This window comes from Streptomyces sp. NBC_01214 (genome assembly GCF_026340975.1).
GTDB lineage: Bacteria > Actinomycetota > Actinomycetes > Streptomycetales > Streptomycetaceae > Streptomyces.
On the sequence record NZ_JAPEOS010000001.1, the window covers coordinates 2,254,252 to 2,270,518 of the forward strand.

At 71.6% G+C, this 16,267-nt stretch carries 14 protein-coding genes; 7 read left to right on the top strand and 7 right to left on the bottom strand.

Annotation, left to right across the window (positions count from 1 at the left end):
- Positions 1-279 precede the first annotated feature (279 nt).
- The gene (gene ileS / locus OG594_RS10830; RefSeq protein ID WP_266597611.1) at positions 280-3,426 is read right to left on the bottom strand and encodes an isoleucine--tRNA ligase; all 3,147 of its coding nucleotides are present in this window, start codon (positions 3,424-3,426) and stop codon (positions 280-282) included.
- 611 nt (positions 3,427-4,037) lie between these two features.
- Between ileS and OG594_RS10835 the strand changes: the two genes are divergently transcribed.
- The 5 genes from OG594_RS10835 to OG594_RS10855 all read left to right on the top strand — a co-directional run bounded on the left by OG594_RS10835 (position 4,038) and on the right by OG594_RS10855 (position 8,701).
- A complete protein-coding gene (locus OG594_RS10835; RefSeq protein ID WP_266597613.1) occupies positions 4,038-4,805 on the top strand; it encodes a TraR/DksA C4-type zinc finger protein in 768 nt (255 codons plus the stop codon).
- 181 nt (positions 4,806-4,986) lie between these two features.
- Positions 4,987-5,529: a signal peptidase II gene (gene lspA, locus OG594_RS10840; protein ID WP_258309950.1), complete on the top strand. Its 543-nt coding sequence runs from the start codon at positions 4,987-4,989 to the stop codon at positions 5,527-5,529.
- Between the two features lie 41 nt (positions 5,530-5,570).
- Entirely contained in the window at positions 5,571-6,512 is a 942-nt protein-coding gene (locus OG594_RS10845) for an RluA family pseudouridine synthase (RefSeq protein ID WP_030016867.1), read from the top strand.
- Positions 6,509-6,991, top strand: coding sequence for a GNAT family N-acetyltransferase (locus OG594_RS10850; RefSeq protein WP_266597618.1), 483 nt, complete (start codon positions 6,509-6,511; stop codon positions 6,989-6,991). Before OG594_RS10845 ends, OG594_RS10850 begins: the two co-directional genes overlap by 4 nt.
- A 117-nt stretch (positions 6,992-7,108) precedes the next feature.
- The gene (locus tag OG594_RS10855; protein ID WP_266597620.1) at positions 7,109-8,701 is read left to right on the top strand and encodes a Na+/H+ antiporter; all 1,593 of its coding nucleotides are present in this window, start codon (positions 7,109-7,111) and stop codon (positions 8,699-8,701) included.
- A 77-nt stretch (positions 8,702-8,778) separates the two neighbouring features.
- On the opposite strand, the gene OG594_RS10860 is transcribed toward OG594_RS10855, so the two are convergent.
- Positions 8,779-9,324 (bottom strand): SRPBCC family protein, encoded by a 546-nt coding sequence (locus OG594_RS10860; RefSeq protein WP_266597622.1) that lies wholly within the window; start codon positions 9,322-9,324, stop codon positions 8,779-8,781.
- Between the two features lie 66 nt (positions 9,325-9,390).
- Here OG594_RS10860 and OG594_RS10865 point away from each other — a divergent pair, with 66 nt between their 5' ends.
- Positions 9,391-9,981, top strand: coding sequence for a TetR/AcrR family transcriptional regulator (locus tag OG594_RS10865; RefSeq protein ID WP_266597624.1), 591 nt, complete (start codon positions 9,391-9,393; stop codon positions 9,979-9,981).
- On the opposite strand, the gene OG594_RS10870 is transcribed toward OG594_RS10865, so the two are convergent.
- The gene (locus OG594_RS10870) at positions 9,978-11,033 is read right to left on the bottom strand and encodes a mechanosensitive ion channel family protein (RefSeq protein WP_266602782.1); all 1,056 of its coding nucleotides are present in this window, start codon (positions 11,031-11,033) and stop codon (positions 9,978-9,980) included. The two genes, OG594_RS10865 and OG594_RS10870, sit on opposite strands and share 4 nt — an antisense overlap.
- A 71-nt stretch (positions 11,034-11,104) precedes the next feature.
- On the opposite strand from OG594_RS10870, the gene OG594_RS10875 reads away from it, so the two are divergent.
- The gene (locus tag OG594_RS10875) at positions 11,105-11,674 is read left to right on the top strand and encodes a dienelactone hydrolase family protein (protein WP_266597626.1); all 570 of its coding nucleotides are present in this window, start codon (positions 11,105-11,107) and stop codon (positions 11,672-11,674) included.
- Positions 11,675-11,741: 67 nt separating this feature from the next.
- Here OG594_RS10875 and OG594_RS10880 read toward each other — a convergent pair whose 3' ends face one another.
- The 4 genes from OG594_RS10880 to OG594_RS10895 all read right to left on the bottom strand — a co-directional run bounded on the left by OG594_RS10880 (position 11,742) and on the right by OG594_RS10895 (position 16,254).
- Entirely contained in the window at positions 11,742-12,695 is a 954-nt protein-coding gene (locus tag OG594_RS10880; protein ID WP_266602784.1) for a zinc metalloprotease, read from the bottom strand.
- Positions 12,696-12,932: 237 nt separating this feature from the next.
- Positions 12,933-14,594: an alkaline phosphatase gene (locus OG594_RS10885; RefSeq protein ID WP_266597628.1), complete on the bottom strand. Its 1,662-nt coding sequence runs from the start codon at positions 14,592-14,594 to the stop codon at positions 12,933-12,935.
- A 130-nt stretch (positions 14,595-14,724) separates the two neighbouring features.
- Positions 14,725-15,519 (bottom strand): DsbA family protein, encoded by a 795-nt coding sequence (locus tag OG594_RS10890; RefSeq protein WP_266597630.1) that lies wholly within the window; start codon positions 15,517-15,519, stop codon positions 14,725-14,727.
- Between the two features lie 48 nt (positions 15,520-15,567).
- Positions 15,568-16,254: a hypothetical protein gene (locus tag OG594_RS10895; protein ID WP_266597631.1), complete on the bottom strand. Its 687-nt coding sequence runs from the start codon at positions 16,252-16,254 to the stop codon at positions 15,568-15,570.
- Between the last annotated feature and the right edge of the window lie 13 nt (positions 16,255-16,267).

Here is a 16,267-nt window from a genome sequence, read left to right on the forward strand (position 1 = left end):
CCCCCCCGAGCCCCCGCGCCTCATTCGCCGGCGGGGCTGAAACATCTGGGGCTCCGGCGCGAGCTCCCGCGTCTCAATTGCTGGCGGGGCTGAAAGATCCGGGGCTCCGCCGCCCGAGCCCCCGCGCCTCATTCGCCGGCGGGGCTGAAACATCCGGGGCTGGGAAAATCAGCCCCTCCGGCGTTTGAGGAGCGGGGTCTGGGGCGGAGCCCCAGGGCACGGCGGGGCAGACGAAAGCGGCCCGTCCCCCCGGGAGGGAACGGGCCGCTCGGGGCGGGGCTACGCCTTGCGGAGGCGGAACGTCAGGCCGAGGGGCTCGTCCGTGAACGGGTCACCGTACGTGGCGTCGGCCTCGCCGGACGCGAAGTCCGTGGCGAGCACCTCGTCCGCGATGAGGCCGGCGTGGTCCGTCAGGGCCGTCACGACCTCCGGCTCCGCGGAGGACCACCGCAGCGCGATGCGGTCCGCCACGTCGAGGCCGGAGTTCTTCCGGGCCTCCTGGATCAGGCGGATCGCGTCACGGGCCAGGCCCGCCAGCCGCAGCTCCGGGGTGATCTCCAGGTCCAGGGCGACCGTCGCGCCCGAGTCGGACGCCACCGACCAGCCCTCGCGCGGGGTCTCCGTGATGATGACCTCCTCCGGCGAGAGGGAGATCTCCTCACCGTTCAGCGAGATCACCGCCGAGCCGGCCCGCAGGGCCAGGGACAACGCCGCCGCATCGGCCGCGGCCACGGCCTTGGCGACGTCCTGGACGCCCTTGCCGAAGCGCTTGCCCAGCGCCCGGAAGTTCGCCTTCGCCGTCGTGTCGACGAGCGACCCGCCGACCTCCGACAGGGAGGCCAGGGAGGAGACGTTCAGCTCTTCGGTGATCTGGGACTGCAGCTCGGGGGAGAGCGCGTCGAAGCCCACCGCTCCGACCAGGGCCCGGGACAGGGGCTGGCGGGTCTTGACGCCCGACTCGGCACGCGTCGCCCGCCCCAGCTCCACCAGGCGGCGGACCAGCTGCATCTGCTGGGACAGCGCCGGGTCGATCGCCGTGGTGTCCGCGACCGGCCAGGTGGAGAGGTGGACCGACTCCGGGGCGTCCGGGGTCACCGGGACGACCATGTCCTGCCAGACCCGCTCCGTGATGAACGGGGTCAGCGGGGCGAGCAGGCGCGTCACCGTCTCGACCACGTCGTGGAGGGTCCGCAGCGCGGCCGCGTCGCCCTGCCAGAAGCGGCGGCGCGAGCGGCGGACGTACCAGTTGGACAGGTCGTCCACGAACGCGGAGAGGAGCTTGCCCGCGCGCTGGGTGTCGTACGACTCCATCGCCTCGGTGACCTCGGCGACGAGCGCGTGCAGCTCCGAGAGCAGCCAGCGGTCGAGGACCGTGCGGTCGGCCGGGGCCGGGTCGGCGGCGGACGGCGCCCAGTTCGACGTACGGGCGTACAGGGCCTGGAAGGCGACCGTGTTCCAGTACGTGAGGAGGGTCTTGCGGACGACCTCCTGGATCGTGCCGTGGCCCACGCGCCGCGCCGCCCACGGGGAGCCGCCGGCCGCCATGAACCAGCGCACCGCGTCCGCGCCGTGCTGGTCCATGAGCGGGATGGGCTGGAGGATGTTGCCCAGGTGCTTGGACATCTTGCGGCCGTCCTCGGCGAGGATGTGGCCCAGGCAGACCACGTTCTCGTAGGAGGACTTGTCGAAGACGAGGGTGCCGACCGCCATCAGCGTGTAGAACCAGCCGCGCGTCTGGTCGATGGCCTCCGAGATGAACTGCGCCGGGTAGCGCTTCTCGAAGATCTCCTTGTTCTTGTACGGGTAGCCCCACTGCGCGAACGGCATCGAGCCCGAGTCGTACCAGGCGTCGATGACCTCCGGCACGCGGACGGCCTCCAGCGAGCAGCCTTCCGCGGTGCAGGGGAAGGTGACCTCGTCGATGTACGGGCGGTGCGGGTCCAGGTTCGAGTGGTCCCGGCCCGAGAGCTCGGACAGCTCGGCGCGGGAGCCGACGCAGGTGAGGTGGTTCTCCTCACAGCGCCAGATCGGCAGCGGGGTGCCCCAGTACCGGTTGCGGGACAGCGCCCAGTCGATGTTGTTGTTCAGCCAGTCGCCGAAGCGGCCCTGCTTGACCGAGTCGGGGAACCAGTTCGTCTTTTCGTTCTCCCGCAGCATCGCGTCCTTGACCGCGGTGGTGCGGATGTACCAGGACGGCTGCGCGTAGTAGAGCAGGGCCGTGTGGCAGCGCCAGCAGTGCGGGTAGCTGTGCTCGTAGGCGATGTGCTTGAAGAGCAGGCCGCGCGCGTCGAGGTCGGCGGTCAGCTTCTCGTCGGCCTTCTTGAAGAAGACGCCGCCGACCAGCGGGACCTCCTCCTCGAAGGTGCCGTCGGGGCGGACCGGGTTCACGACGGGCAGGCCGTACGCGCGGCAGACCGCGAGGTCGTCGGCGCCGAAGGCCGGGGACTGGTGGACCAGACCGGTGCCGTCCTCGGTCGTGACGTACTCGGCGTTCACGACGTAGTGGGCGGGCTCCGGGAACTCCACCAGGGAGAACGGACGCTCGTACGTCCAGCGCTCCATCTCCTTGCCCGTGAAGGTCTGGCCGGTGGCCTCCCAGCCCTCGCCGAGGGACTTCTCCAGCAGCGGCTGGGCGACGACGAGCTTTTCGTTGCCGTCCGTGGCCACGACGTACGTGACCTCGGGGTGCGCGGCCACCGCGGTGTTCGACACCAGGGTCCACGGGGTGGTCGTCCAGACCAGCAGCGCCGCCTCGCCCGCGAGCGGGCCGGAGGTCAGCGGGAAGCGGACGTAGACCGAGGGGTCCACGACCGTCTCGTAGCCCTGGGCCAGCTCGTGGTCCGAGAGGCCGGTGCCGCAGCGGGGGCACCAGGGGGCGACGCGGTGGTCCTGGGTGAGCAGGCCCTTGTTGAAGATCTCCTTCAGCGACCACCACACGGACTCGACGTACTCGGGGTCCATGGTCCGGTAGGCGTCGTCCAGGTCGACCCAGTAGCCCATCCGGGTCGTGAGCTCGGTGAACGCGTCGGTGTGGCGGGTCACGGACTCGCGGCACTTGGCGTTGAACTCGGCGATGCCGTACGCCTCGATGTCCTGCTTGCCGTTGAAGCCCAGCTCCTTCTCGACGGCGAGCTCGACGGGCAGGCCGTGGCAGTCCCAGCCGGCCTTGCGGGCCACGTGGTAGCCGCGCATGGTGCGGAAGCGGGGGAAGACGTCCTTGAAGACGCGGGCCTCGATGTGGTGCGCGCCGGGCATGCCGTTCGCGGTGGGCGGGCCCTCGTAGAAGACCCATTCGGGGCGGCCCTCGGACTGCTCCAAGGTCTTGGCGAAGGTCTTGCTCTCGCGCCAGAAGTCGAGGACGGCGTGCTCAAGGGCAGGCAGGTCGACCTGGGCGGGTACCGGGCGGTACTGCGGCGGTGTGGTCATGAGGCTGAACTCTTCCTCCGGCGGGGTGTCAATTCCGTCCGGAGGGACGAGAGCACTGCTGCTCCCGCGGTACCACCCTCCTTGGCCGCCGAACGGATCCGGTGGCCCCCTCATTGGGGTGCGAAGCCGGTTCTACTCGCCGTACGGGGATTCCGTGCGGGCTTTCTTCCGGCGGCTCAGGGGTGATCCTTCACATCGCGCTCGCCCCCGGGCTCTCACCGTCCCCGGGTCGCTCCTGGCTGCGTACGACGCTACTCGTCCCCGTCCATGCCTTTCGCTGGGCCCAGTGTACGGGCCAGGGGGGCGCACGGCCGACCGGTTTACGGGGCCCCGTGCGGGGGCCGCCGGCCCGGCGTGGCGGGGCCCCTGGACGGGTCCGCGAGCGATCCCGGCGCGCCCCCGGAGTGACCCCGGAGTGACCCGAATGGGCCTGCGCTGCCGCTTGCGACGCGGGTGGGGCGGGAGTGGCGGATTACCGGGGCTCCTGATGGGCACAACGGATGCAGGTTGACCTCGATGGATGCGTGCCCCGTTGCCGCGGGGCCGGTGTCGATTTATCGTTCCGGCACGATTCGCGAGCAAAGATCACAGTATGTGAAGGGGCCGCGGCCATGGTGGCGAAGAAGACCGCCGGGAGTACTGCCAAGAAGGCCGTCGGGAAGGCCGCCGGGAAGGCGGCGGTCCCCGCGGACGCGGCTCCCGCCAAGAAGGCGACCGCTGCCCGAAAGACCGCTGCCGGCGCGCTCGCTGCGGACGGGAAGGCGACCGCCGTCGAGAAGACGAACGCTGTCAAGAAGACGACCGCCGTCGAGAAGCGGACGGCCACGGCCAAGAAGGCCGCGGCCGAGGGGGCGGCACATGCCGCGAAGAAGACGGGAGTCCGGAAAGTGGTTGCCAAGAAGAGCGCAGGTACGGCGAGGAAGACGGCCGCGGCCGCCACCAGCGGGCTCCCCAAGGCACGGGCCACGGCGGCCTTGGCCCCCGGCGAGCTCGCCGTACGGCCCGGGGAGGACCCCTGGACCCCCAAGGAGGTCGAGGACGCCCGTGCGGAGCTCCTGTCGGAGGTCCTGCGGCTACGGGCCGAGCTGGACGCCTCGGAGGCGGCCATCTCCGGCCTGATGCGGGACTCCGGGGACGGCGCGGGCGACGACCAGGCCGACACGGGCACCAAGAACATCACCCGCGAGTCGGAGCTGGCCCTCGCGGCGAACGCCACCTCGATGCTGGAGCAGACCGAGCGGGCCCTGGAACGGCTGGAGGCGGGCACGTACGGCCTCTGCGAGAACTGCGGGCAGCCCATCGGCAAGGCCAGGATGCAGGCCTTCCCGCGGGCCACGCTGTGCGTGGACTGCAAGCAGAAGCAGGAACGGCGGCACTAGGTCGTCCCTTTCGGGCCTTGTCGGGCGTCGCGGGCCCGGCAAGATCCGAAAGAGACGGCCCGGGGGGAGAGGTGGGGCGGGCGGCGCGCGGGGGCCCTGACGTACCCTCGTGTTTCGTCAGGGTCCAGGAGGAACCTGGTTCGAGCTAGTTCGAGGGACTCACGTGGCAGAGGCGGAGCGCATCATCGGTACGCCGGAGGTCGGGGACGACACCCAGCCGGAGTCCGCCGGGCCCAAGGGGCGCCGTCGGATCACGGCTCTGCTCGTCGTGGCGGTGCTCGCCTACCTGCTCGACCTCGGCAGCAAGATGCTGGTCGTGGCGAAGCTGGAGCACCAGCCGCCGATCGAGATCATCGGTGACCTGCTGAAGTTCGAGGCGGTCCGCAACCCGGGCGCCGCCTTCGGCTTCGGCGAGGCCTTCACCATCATCTTCACCTGCATCGCGGCCTCGGTGATCGTGGTGATCGTGCGGCTGGCCCGCAAGCTCTACAGCCTGCCGTGGGCGATCGCCCTGGGCCTGCTGCTGGGCGGCGCACTGGGCAACCTGACCGACCGGATCTTCCGTTCGCCGGGTGTGTTCCGGGGCGCGGTCGTCGACTTCATCGCGCCCGCCCATTTCGCCGTCTTCAACCTCGCGGACTCGGCGATCGTGTGCGGCGGCATCCTGATCGTCCTGCTGTCCTTCAAGGGTCTGGACCCGGACGGGACCGTCCACAAGGACTGATCGCGGGACGGCTCGTCCGCCCCGTCCTGCATACTCGACGGGTGAGTACGATTCCCGAGATCCGCACCCTGCCCGTTCCCGATGGCCTCGAGGGCGAGCGCGTCGACGCCGCCATCGCCCGTATGTTCGGTTTCTCCCGGACGAAGGCGGCCGAAATCGCGGCTGCGGGAAAGGTGACGGTCGACGGCAGCGTCGTCGGGAAGTCCGAGCGCGTGCACGGTGGCGCCTGGCTCGAAGTCGAGATGCCCGCGCCGCCGCGGCCCGTCGAGGTCGTGGCCGAGCCGGTCCCCGGCATGGAGATCATCCACGATGACGACGACATCGTCGTCATCATGAAGCCGGTGGGCGTCGCCGCCCACCCGAGCCCCGGCTGGACCGGCACCACCGTCATCGGTGGCCTCGCCGCGGCCGGCTACCGCATCTCCACCTCCGGTGCGTCCGAGCGCCAGGGCATCGTGCACCGCCTCGACGTCGGCACGTCCGGCCTGATGGCCGTCGCGAAGTCGGAGCGCGCGTACACCTCGCTCAAGAACCAGTTCCGCGAGCGGATCGTGGACAAGCGCTACCACGCGCTGGTGCAGGGCCACCCGGACCCGATGAGCGGCACGATCGACGCGCCGATCGGCCGCCACCCCAGCGCGGACTACAAGTGGGCGGTGATCCAGGACGGCAAGGCGTCCGTCACCCACTACGACCTGATCGAGGCCTTCCGCGCCGCCTCGCTGCTCGACATCAAGCTGGAGACCGGGCGCACGCACCAGATCCGCGTGCACATGTCCGCGCACCGGCACCCCTGCGTCGGCGACCTGACGTACGGCGCCGACCCGACCGTCGCCAAGCGCCTCGGCCTCACCCGGCAGTGGCTGCACGCGGTGCGCCTCGGCTTCGAGCACCCGTCGGACGGGCAGTGGGTCGAGTTCGAGAGCACCTACCCGGCGGACCTGCAGCACGCACTGGACGTGATCCGGGCGGAGAGCGAGTGACCTCGCCGGTCGAGGGCGCGGTCGAGGTGCGGGTCGCCGCCTCGGAGGAGGACCTGAAGTCCTGCTTCGCGGTGCGGTCCGAGGTCTTCGTGGTCGAGCAGTCGGTCCCGGAGTCGATCGAGTACGACGCGTACGACGCGGACGCGGTGCACGTCCTGGCCGTGGGCGCGGACGGGGTGCCGCTGGGCACCGGTCGGCTGCTGCACGGGGACGCGGCGCTGGCGAAGACCGGCGGCGCGCAGGGCGTGGGCTCGCTGGGACGGCTGGCCGTCCGGAAGACCGCGCGCGGGCTGGGCGTCGGTGTGGCGCTGGTCCGTGCGATCGAGGCGGAAGCGGTCCGTCGGGGCCTGGCGGCGGTCGACCTGGGCGCGCAGACGCATGCGCTGGGCTTCTACGAGCGGCTCGGCTACGTGGCCTACGGCCCGGAGTTCTCGGACGCGGGCATCCCGCACCGCGCGATGCGCCGCCCCCTTCCGTAGCCGGAACCGGGGCTCCGCGCGGGCGCGGAGCGCCGTAGGGGTTCGGGCGGAGCCCGACACGGAGCCGCGGCCCCGCTACCGCACGAGCCAAGCGCAGCGGACTGGCAGGGTGGGGGAGTGGATCAGCTTGCTCTGCTGTTCGTGCTCCTGCTCGGGGCCGTGGTCACGGTCCCGCTCGGGGACCGGCTCGGACTGCCCGCGCCCATCCTGATGACCATCGGCGGGGTGGTCCTCGCACTGGTGCCCGCCGTACCGAACGTCGAGATCCCGCCCGAGTTCATCCTGCCCCTGGTGCTGCCGCCGCTGCTCTACGCCTCCGTGCAGCGGACGTCCTGGCGGCAGTTCGCCGCCAACGTCCGGCCCATCCTGCTGCTGGCCGTGGCCCTCGTGTTCGTCACCACCGGGGCCGTGGCCGCCGTCGCCAACGCCGTCGTGCCCGGGCTGCCGATCGCCGCCGCCCTGGCCCTCGGCGCGCTCGTCGCCCCGCCCGACCCGGTGGCCGCCACGGCCGTCGCCGGATCGCTCGGGCTGCCCCGCCGGATGGTGTCGATCCTGGAGGGCGAGGGTCTCTTCAACGACGTGACGGCGATCGTGCTGTACCACGTGGCCGTCGCCGCCGTCGTGAGCGGCAGTTTCTCCTGGCCCCAGGCGCTCGGGGAGTTCGTGCTCTCCGCCGTGGTGGCCGTGGCCGTCGGGCTCGCGCTCGGCTGGATCACCAACCGGCTCATGGGGGGCCTCGGCGACGCCACCCTGCAGATCGGGCTGACGCTGCTGGTGCCGTTCGTCGCGTACGTGGTGGCCGAGGAACTCCAGGGCTCGGGGGTACTGGCCGTGCTGACGACGGCCCTGTTCCTCGCCGAGTACGCGAGCGACGCCGACGACGTGCTGGGGCGCCTCGCCGGGCACACCTTCTGGGAGGTCGTCGACATGCTGGTCACCGGCGTGGCCTTCGGGCTGATCGGGCTGGAGCTGCACAACGTGTTCGGCACGGCCGAGGACCGGGTGTGGGAGATGGCCGGGTGGGCGGCGATCGTGGTCGCGGTGGTGGTCGGCGTGCGGCTGGTGTGGCTGTTGCCGGCCGGCTGGCTCGCCCAGCGGCTGCACCAGCGGCGCGACTACGACGAGGAGATCCCGCTGAGCTGGCGGGAGAGCGTGGTGATGTGGTGGGCCGGGATGCGCGGGGTGGCCTCGGTGGCCCTGGCGCTGGCCATTCCGCTGCGGACGGACGCCGGTGAGCCCTTTCCCGGGCGGGACCAGATCATCTTCATCGCCTTCGCGGTGATCATGACGACCCTGGTGTGCCAGGGGCTGACCCTGCCGTGGCTGGTGCGGCGGCTCGGGGTGGAGGCGGACACGGACGCCGAGCGGGACGCGGAGCGGCAGCTGGCGATCCGCGCGGCCAAGGCCGCGAAGCGTCGGCTGAAGGAGATCGAGGAGGTGGAGGAGCTTCCGGAGGACCTGGTCGAGCAGCTGTACCGGCGCGCCTACGACGTGGGGGCCCGGATCAGCCCCGACATGGTGGACGAGGAACGGCGCGAGGCGTACGCCAAGCGCGTGGAGCGGCTCCACCACGTCCAGCGGATCCAGCGGGAGATGATGTCGGCCGCCCGCCACGAGGTCCTGGCCGCCCGCAGCGAACCCGGCTCCGACCCGGAGATCGTGGACCGGGTGCTGCGGCACCTCGACGTACGCAGCCTGCGGGCCCCTTGAGCGGGGCCCCGCCGTGAACACCGGGCCCCGGACGCCGGCGCGGCTCCAGGACCGGGCTCGGCCCCGGACCCCGCGCCTCAATCGCCGGCGGGGCTGGGGTGATGCTCCTCACGTGCCCGCGGGGCCGGACGGGTCACGAGGCGTTCCAGGCCGCGGAGGAAGCGGACGTACGGGGACCAGCGGGCCGGGCGGGCGATGGTGCCCGTGCAGGCCAGTTCGGCGCGGTCCAGGCTGTCCTCCAGGACCGCGTCGTGCACCGCGCGGATGGCCAACGGCCAGGTGATGCGGCTGAGGCCGCTGAGGTTCATCGCGATGGTGTGCCGCAGCACGGTGCGCCCGGCGTCGACGGGCAGCGCGGTGTACTCGTGGAAGCCGTGGAATCCCCGGGGTCCGGTGAAGGCGAACCGCACCCAGGTCCCCGGCACGTAGGCGGCCACCGTGTAGCGCACCGGTCCGTGTCCGCCCGCCGCCCCGACCCCGAGGGGGCGGTCGAGCTCCATGTCCTCCCACAGGTGGCGGGGCCACAGCCGGTCGTCCTCCCCGCCGGACAGCGTGTCGATGAGTGCGCCGACCTCGCTCTTCTTCGCCGCGATCACGCGTTCGTGCAAGTTGTAGACGCCCATGGACGGTCCTCCCCTTCGCATTATTAGAGATTTCTCTCTAATAATCTGGAGGGTACTCTCTGATTCATGGCGAGACCGCCCCGCTTCGACATCGACCAGATCCTCGACGCCGCCGTCCGGCTCGCCGCCTCCGCCGGGCCGGGCGGCGTGACCGTGTCCGCCGTCGCCCAGGCGATCGGCGCGCCCAGCGGCTCCATGTACCACCGCTTCGCCGGGCGCAGCGCCCTGCTCGCCGAGGTGTGGCTGCGCAGCGTCGAGCGGTTCCAGGAGGGCTACGTCGCCCGCCTCCACGGCGATGCCGACCCCCGCCGGGCCGCTCGCGCGGCCGCCCGGCACGTGGTGGGGTGGAGCCGCGCCCATCCCGAGGAGGCCGCCCTCCTGCTGTACGGCCCGTGGGAGTTCGGTCGCGCCGGCTGGTCGCAGGAGCACATCGGCCGGGCCGACTCGGGCAACGAGCGGGTGTTCGCGGCCATCGGTACCGTCGCCGCCGCCCTCGGCGCGACCGAGCCCCAGGACCGGGACCGTGTCGTCCTGGCCCTGATGGACCTCCCGCTCTCGGTCGTCCGCCGGCACCTGCGTGCCGGCGGCGCGCTGCCGCCGCACGCCGAGGACCTCGCCGAGGAGTGCGCGGCCGCGCTCCTCCCCGCCGCGCCCTAGGGTTCCCGGGGTCCTGGGGACGCCTCCGCGGCCGGGGTCGTGGCGATGCGGGGGAGGGCGTACGGGTGCTCGGCCACCAGCCAGGTGATCAGGCGTTCGCGGACCGCGCAGCGCAGCGTCCAGAGGTCGTCGGCGTCCTTCGCCGTGACCGCGGCGCGGACCTGGACGGTGTGCGGTGTGGTGTCCGTCACGGCCAGGGCGCCGCCGCGGCCGTCCCACTCCGGGATCTCCGTCAGGACGTGCTGGAGCCGCTCCCGCATCAGATCGATCGGCGCGCCGTGGTCCAGGTACCAGAAGACCGTGCCGGTCATCTGCGCGCCGCCGCGCGACCAGTTCTCGTAGGGCTTGCTCGTGAAGTAGGACACGGGCATCGTGATGCGCCGCTCGTCCCAGGTGCGGACCGTCAGGAAGGTCAGGGTGATCTCCTCGACCCGGCCCCACTCCTCGTCGACCACCACGGTGTCGCCGATGCGGACGGTGTCGCCGAAGGCGATCTGGAGGCCGGCGAAGAGGTTGCTCAACGAGGCTTGGGCGGCGATGCCCGCCACGATGCCGAGGACGCCCGCGGAAGCCAGCAGCGAGGCGCCGAGCGCACGCATCGGGGGGAAGGTCAGCAGCATCGCCGCCGCGGCGACCACGACCAGCACCGCCGTGACCACCCGATGGATCAGCGTGACCTGGGTGCGGACCCGGCGCACCCGGGCCTCGTCCTCGGTCACCGCCGCGTAGCGCGCGTACGTCGAGTCGACCACGGCCGTCGCGATGCGCACCGCGAGCCAGGCCGCGGAGGCGATCAGGACCAGGGTGAGGAACCGGCCGACGCCGAAGGCGTGGTCGGGCAGGATTCCGGCCCACCGGTAGGAGGCCCTGAGCAGCGAGGTGCACAGGACGACCTGGAAGGGCAGCCGGCAGCGGCGCAGAAGGCCCCACAGGGGGGTCTCGGTGTGCCGGGCGTCGGCCCGGCGCAGCAGCAGGTCCAGCAGCCAGCCCGCGATCAGGGTGGCGACCAGTGCGCCGCCGATGACCGTGACGGGGCGCAGGACGTTCTCCATCTCCATGGGGATGAACGTAGCGGGAAGCGGTCCGCGGGCCCCGTGTCCTCGGCGGCTGGCACGATGGAGGCATGAACATCATGCTTTTCCATTCGACGTACGGGCTGCGGCCCGCGGTGCACGCGGCGGCCGACCGGCTGCGCGCGGCCGGTCACCAGGTCCAGGTGCCGGACCTCTTCGAGGGGCGCACCTTCGAGACCGTCGAGGAGGGCATGGCCCACCAGGACGAGATCGGCCGTGACGAACTGCTGAAGCGCGCGGTGTTGGCCTCCGCCCCCCACTCGGACCAGGGACTGGTCTACGCGGGCTTCTCCTTCGGCGGTTCGCTCGCCCAGCACCTGGCGATGGCCGACGAGAAGGCGCGCGGGCTGCTGCTCCTGCACGGGACCGCGGACCTGGAGGGCGACGCCTCGGTGGACGAGCTGCCCGTGCAGCTGCACATCGCGGATCCGGATCCCTTCGAGCCGCACGACTGGCTGACGGCCTGGTACCTGCGGATGCAGCGCGCGGGGGCCGACGTGGAGGTCCACAGCTACCCGGGTGCCGGGCACCTGTTCACCGACCCGGAGCTGGACGACTACGACGCCGAGGCCGCCGAGCAGCTGTGGAAGGTCGCCATCGGCTTCCTGGACAGCCTGTAGGCACGGAGCGCGAAGACGCAAGGGCCCGGCCCGGCGGATGCCGGACCGGGCCCTCGTCGTCGGTGGGTCAGCCCGCGCGGTACGCGGTCCAGCTGCTCGACATGCGAGCGACCTGGCCCGCGGTGAACTGGTACATGCAGGAGTCGTACGTGTAGTCCATGAAGTTGCGGATCGGGTCCGCGCCCGGCTTGTTCGCGCAGCTGTCGCGCCCGGTCGGGCACTCGTACGCGGCGCTCTTCTCGGCCGGGGTGTCGGAGACGTAGTCGCCGTTGCCGCTGCAGCCGCCCTGGAAGGTGTGGTAGAGCCCCAGCCAGTGGCCGACCTCGTGGGTGGCGGTGTCACCCTCGTTGTAGTTGGCCGAGGAGCCGCCCGGCAGCGAGCTGTCGAGCACGACCACGCCGTCCATCTTGGGGCTGGAGGCGTAGGACGTCGGGAAGGTCGCCCAGCCGAGCAGGCCGCCGGAGAGCTTGGCGGTGTAGAAGTTGAGCGCGCCCGGGCCGCCCTTGCGCAGGGTGTTCTTCATGTCCTTCTCGGCCTGGGAGCCGGAAGCCAGGTTGTACCAGGTGGCGTTGTCCGTGTAGTCGGTGGCCGCCAGGGTGAACTGGAAGTTCGTGTTGACGTTGCCGGTGCCCTGGCCGCCGTAGGCCGCGTTGAGGACCGCGAGCTGCTTGCTGACGTCCGTGGCCGTCAGCTTTCCGGTGGTGCCGGAGTGCACGACGTGGAAGTACACGGGGATGTTCACGACGGCCTCGGCGGCCGCCAGGCTGCGCTGCGGCTGGTTCTTGAGGGCCTTGTCCAGCTTCGCCTGGAGGTCGGTGTCCATGGCCTTCGCCTGCGCGTCGCTGATCGCGTTGGGCTCGTCCGCGTGCTCGTCGTGGGCGCGGGCGACGCGGGCGTTCGCGGCTCCGGAGGCGGCGGGCTGGTCGGCGCAGACCTCGGTGGGGGACGTGGAGGCCGCGAGCGTGGTGGGGGCCGCGAGCGGGGTGAAGGCCAGGGTTCCGGCCAGAACCGCCGTGCCCATCAGGCGGCGGCGGAGAAGGGGGGATATGCGGGCAACTGCGCGCACGTGTGCTCCTCGCGTGGGGGGTGCGGTGGGGGGTGGTGGTGGCCTGAAGATCTTCTTCAGCTGGCGCGAAGCTTATGTGTGCATGACATATTCAGGTCAAGTGGCTTACGTAAAAGATTTGTTGCTTCTCACGCACAGGGGGCGCCTGGTATGCACCAGACGCCCCCATGTGGCAGGAGAATTGACGGTCGATCAGCGGACGGGCTGGTGCACCCGTTCCACCTTCTGGGTCCCGTTCAGCGTCCGGTACGACCGGCTCCACGCGGACGTGGCGCCCGGCTGCCGCTTGTCGGACACCACGTAGTAGTCCATCTGCGAGCGCGCCGCCGTCACGTCCAGCACGCCGTAGCCGTGCGCGTCCATGTCGAGCCACTTCACGTGCCAGTTGGCGGCCTTGATGGCCGACTCGGCGACCAGCGAGAGGGTGTCCGGCAGGACGTGCAGCATGTCGTCGAGGTTGTCGGAGGTCACCGAGGTGACCACGAACTCGGTCGCCGCCGTGCCCGAGCCCGGGTACGTGGCCATGTTCGTCGGGACCTCGTTCGCCCAGGCCATGTGGATGTCGCCGGTCAGGAACACGGTGTTCTTGACGCCCCGGTCCTTCAGGTGACCCAGCAGCTCCTTGCGGTCGTCCGTGTAGCCGTCCCACTGGTCCACGTTGATCGCGAGGCCGCCCTCGGGCAGGCCGAGCAGCTTGGTCAGCGGCCCCAGCAGGTGCGCGGGGAGCGAGCCGAAGGCCACCGGCGAGATCATCACCGAGGTGCCGACCAGCTTCCAGGTCGCCTCCGAGCCCGCGAGGCCCGACTTGAGCCAGTCCAGCTGGGCGCGCCCGGTGAGGGTGCGCTCCGGGTCGTCCACCGAGCCGCTGCCGACCTTGGTCTGCTGCGAGCGGAAGGAGCGCAGGTCCAACAGGTGCAGGTCGGCGAGGGTGCCGAAGCGCAGTCGGCGGTAGACGGTGCCCGCGATGGAGGCGCGCACGGGCATCCACTCGAAGTACGCCTGCTTGGCGGCGGCGGCGCGGGCCGCCCACTCGCCCTCGGCCCCCGCGGTGTGGTTCTCGGCGCCGCCGGCCCAGGCGTCGTTGGCGAACTCGTGGTCGTCCCAGATGGCGATGATCGGGTGCGCGTGGTGCAGGGCCTGGAGGTCGGCGTCCGTCTTGTACTTGCCGTGGCGCGTGCGGTAGTCGGCGAGCGAGACGATCTCGTGCTTCGGCTCGTGCGGGCGTACGACGTACTTCGCCTCCGGATATCCCCCGGACTGGTACTCGTAGATGTAGTCGCCCAGGTGCAGGATCGCGTGCAGGTCCGTGCGGGCCGCCAGGTGGCGGTAGGCGGAGAAGTAGCCGGACTCCCAGTTGGCGCAGGAGACCACGCCGAAGCGGACCCCCTCGGTCGTCGCCTCGTGGGCCGGAGTGGTCAGGGTGCGCCCGACGGGGGAGGAGGTGCCGCCGGCGGTGAACCGGTACCAGTACGGCGTCTGCGGCTGCAGCCCGCGCACGTCCACCTTGACCGTGTGGTCGGTGGCGGCGCTCGCGGTGACGGCGCCGGAGGCGACGATGTGGGAGAAGCCCTTGTCGGCCGCGACTTCCCAGTTCACCTGGGTGGCCGGGCCCAGCCCGGAGCCGGGGACGGCCTCGGGGGTCGGGGTGACGCGGGTCCACAGCAGGACCCCGTCGGGCAGCGGGTCGCCCGAGGCGACGCCGTGGAGGAAGGCGGGCGCGGTGCCCGCCGCGTGGGCGACCGAGGCGCCCAGCGAGGTGAGGGGGGCCAGCGCGGCGGTGGCCGCGGCGGCCAGAACGACCGTGCGGCGGCGGGGAGTTGCCGCGGACTGGGAGGAGGTGAGATGACTGGTCACGGATGATCATATTACCGACGGGTACACCCGCTCGAACAGGTGCGTGCATGCAAAGGGCGGGCGAACTCTGGGAGTTCGCCCGCCCTTCGAAGCGGCCCATCCGGACGGTGATTTCCGGATTGCCCCGGGATCAGCCCTGCAGGGCCTTGTCGATCGCCGCCGTGAACAGCTCCGCCGTCTGCGGGGTCTCGATCTTCTTGCCGTCCATCTTCAGGGTCGGCGTGCCCTTCACCCCGGACTTGTCGAACGACTTCGACATCTCCAGCGCCCACCGGTCGTACGTACCGTCCTCGACGGCCTTCTTGAACTCGGCGTTGCCCTTGAGCGCCGGGACCGTGTCCGCGACCTTCAGCAGGTAGTCGTCCTTGGCGAAGCTGTCGACGCTCTCCTCGGGGTGCAGGTCCTTGGAGTACAGCGCGGCCTTGTAGTCGAGGAAGGCCTGCGGGCTGACGTTCAGCGCCGCGCCCAGGGCGCTCAGCGCGTTCTTCGAGCCCTCGCCCTTGACGGCGTTGTCGATGAAGGTGGCGCCGATGTACTGGAGCTTGTACTTGCCCGCGTCCACGTCCTTCTTGATCTGCTCGCCGGCCGCCTGCTCGAAGGCGGCGCAGGCCGGGCAGCGCGAGTCCTCGTACAGCTCCAGGGTCTTCTTGGCTTCGGGCTTGCCGATGACGACCGTGGTGCCGTCCTCGCCCTCGGTGTTCTTCGGCTTGACCAGCTCGGCCTTGGCGGCCTTCTCCCAGTGGCCGGGCTGGTTCGACTGCACGATCGCGTAGCCGATGGCGCCGACCAGGCCGAGGGCCGCGACCACCGCGCCCGCCACGATCACCTGGCGGCGCACCTTGTCCTTCTTGGCCTGGGCCTCGCGCTCGGCGCGCAGGCGCTCGCGGGCCGCTGCCTTGTTCGCCTGGCTGTTGCGTGAACTCATCATGATCTCCGTGGGGTGTGACGTGTGGAAGGGACTGCCGTACGTGCGTCAGGCGCGGGCGAGCGCGCCGAGCACGGGGGGTCCCCGCCGTCCCACGGAATGTGCCGGGAAGCGGGTACGGGCTCCGGCGGCCGGGCGGACCGACCGCAGCAGCGCCCGAACCGGCCGGCGGGCCGCCGCGACCGAAGCCGCCGCCAGCAGCAGCGGCCGGAACGCGAAGGCGGCCACGGCCCGCAGCAGCCGGCCCAGGGCCCGCTCGCCGTGGCGCAGCCAGGCGGCGGCCAGCAGTCCGACCGAGACATGGGCGCCGAGCAGCAGCCAGGGCGTGTACGGCCCCGGCGAGGACAGCAGCGCGGCCGCGTCGGCCGGCCCGGTCACCTCGGCCAGCGGCCCGCCCACCGGCGTGCCGCCGCACAGGGCGTCCAGGCCCATGGCGCGCAGCGGGCCCGCGACGGGTCCGCCGGCCGGGCCGTAACAGAGGTGCTGTCCGGTGGTGAAGACGGTGTCGGCGGCCAACTCCAGCGGTACGAGCAGCCCGGCGATGGGGCCGAAGCCCCGTTCGCGGCCCGCGAGCGCGTAGGCGATCGCGAACACACCCGCGAAGGCCCCGGCCACCAGCGTGCGCGGCAGCGGGACCTGGGACATCAGGACGTGCGAGCCCGAGGAGAGCAGTACGACGAGCGCGCTGAACAGCGCGGCCCGCAGCCCCCTGAGTCCCGTCCCGGAAATGTCCATCCTCGCGAGTGTG

Bases quoted from the DNA above. Each gene is read 5' to 3' on its own strand.
- OG594_RS10835 (WP_266597613.1), top strand. From the start codon at position 4,038: ATGGTGGCGAAGAAGACCGCCGGGAGTACTGCCAAGAAGGCCGTCGGG.
- OG594_RS10895 (WP_266597631.1), bottom strand. From the start codon at position 16,254: ATGGACATTTCCGGGACGGGACTCAGGGGGCTGCGGGCCGCGCTGTTC.
- OG594_RS10865 (WP_266597624.1), top strand. From the start codon at position 9,391: ATGGCGAGACCGCCCCGCTTCGACATCGACCAGATCCTCGACGCCGCC.
- OG594_RS10880 (WP_266602784.1), bottom strand. From the start codon at position 12,695: ATGGGCACGGCGGTTCTGGCCGGAACCCTGGCCTTCACCCCGCTCGCG.
- ileS (WP_266597611.1), bottom strand. From the start codon at position 3,426: ATGACCACACCGCCGCAGTACCGCCCGGTACCCGCCCAGGTCGACCTG.
- OG594_RS10875 (WP_266597626.1), top strand. From the start codon at position 11,105: ATGAACATCATGCTTTTCCATTCGACGTACGGGCTGCGGCCCGCGGTG.
- OG594_RS10860 (WP_266597622.1), bottom strand. From the start codon at position 9,324: ATGGGCGTCTACAACTTGCACGAACGCGTGATCGCGGCGAAGAAGAGC.
- OG594_RS10870 (WP_266602782.1), bottom strand. From the start codon at position 11,033: ATGGAGAACGTCCTGCGCCCCGTCACGGTCATCGGCGGCGCACTGGTC.
- OG594_RS10890 (WP_266597630.1), bottom strand. From the start codon at position 15,519: ATGAGTTCACGCAACAGCCAGGCGAACAAGGCAGCGGCCCGCGAGCGC.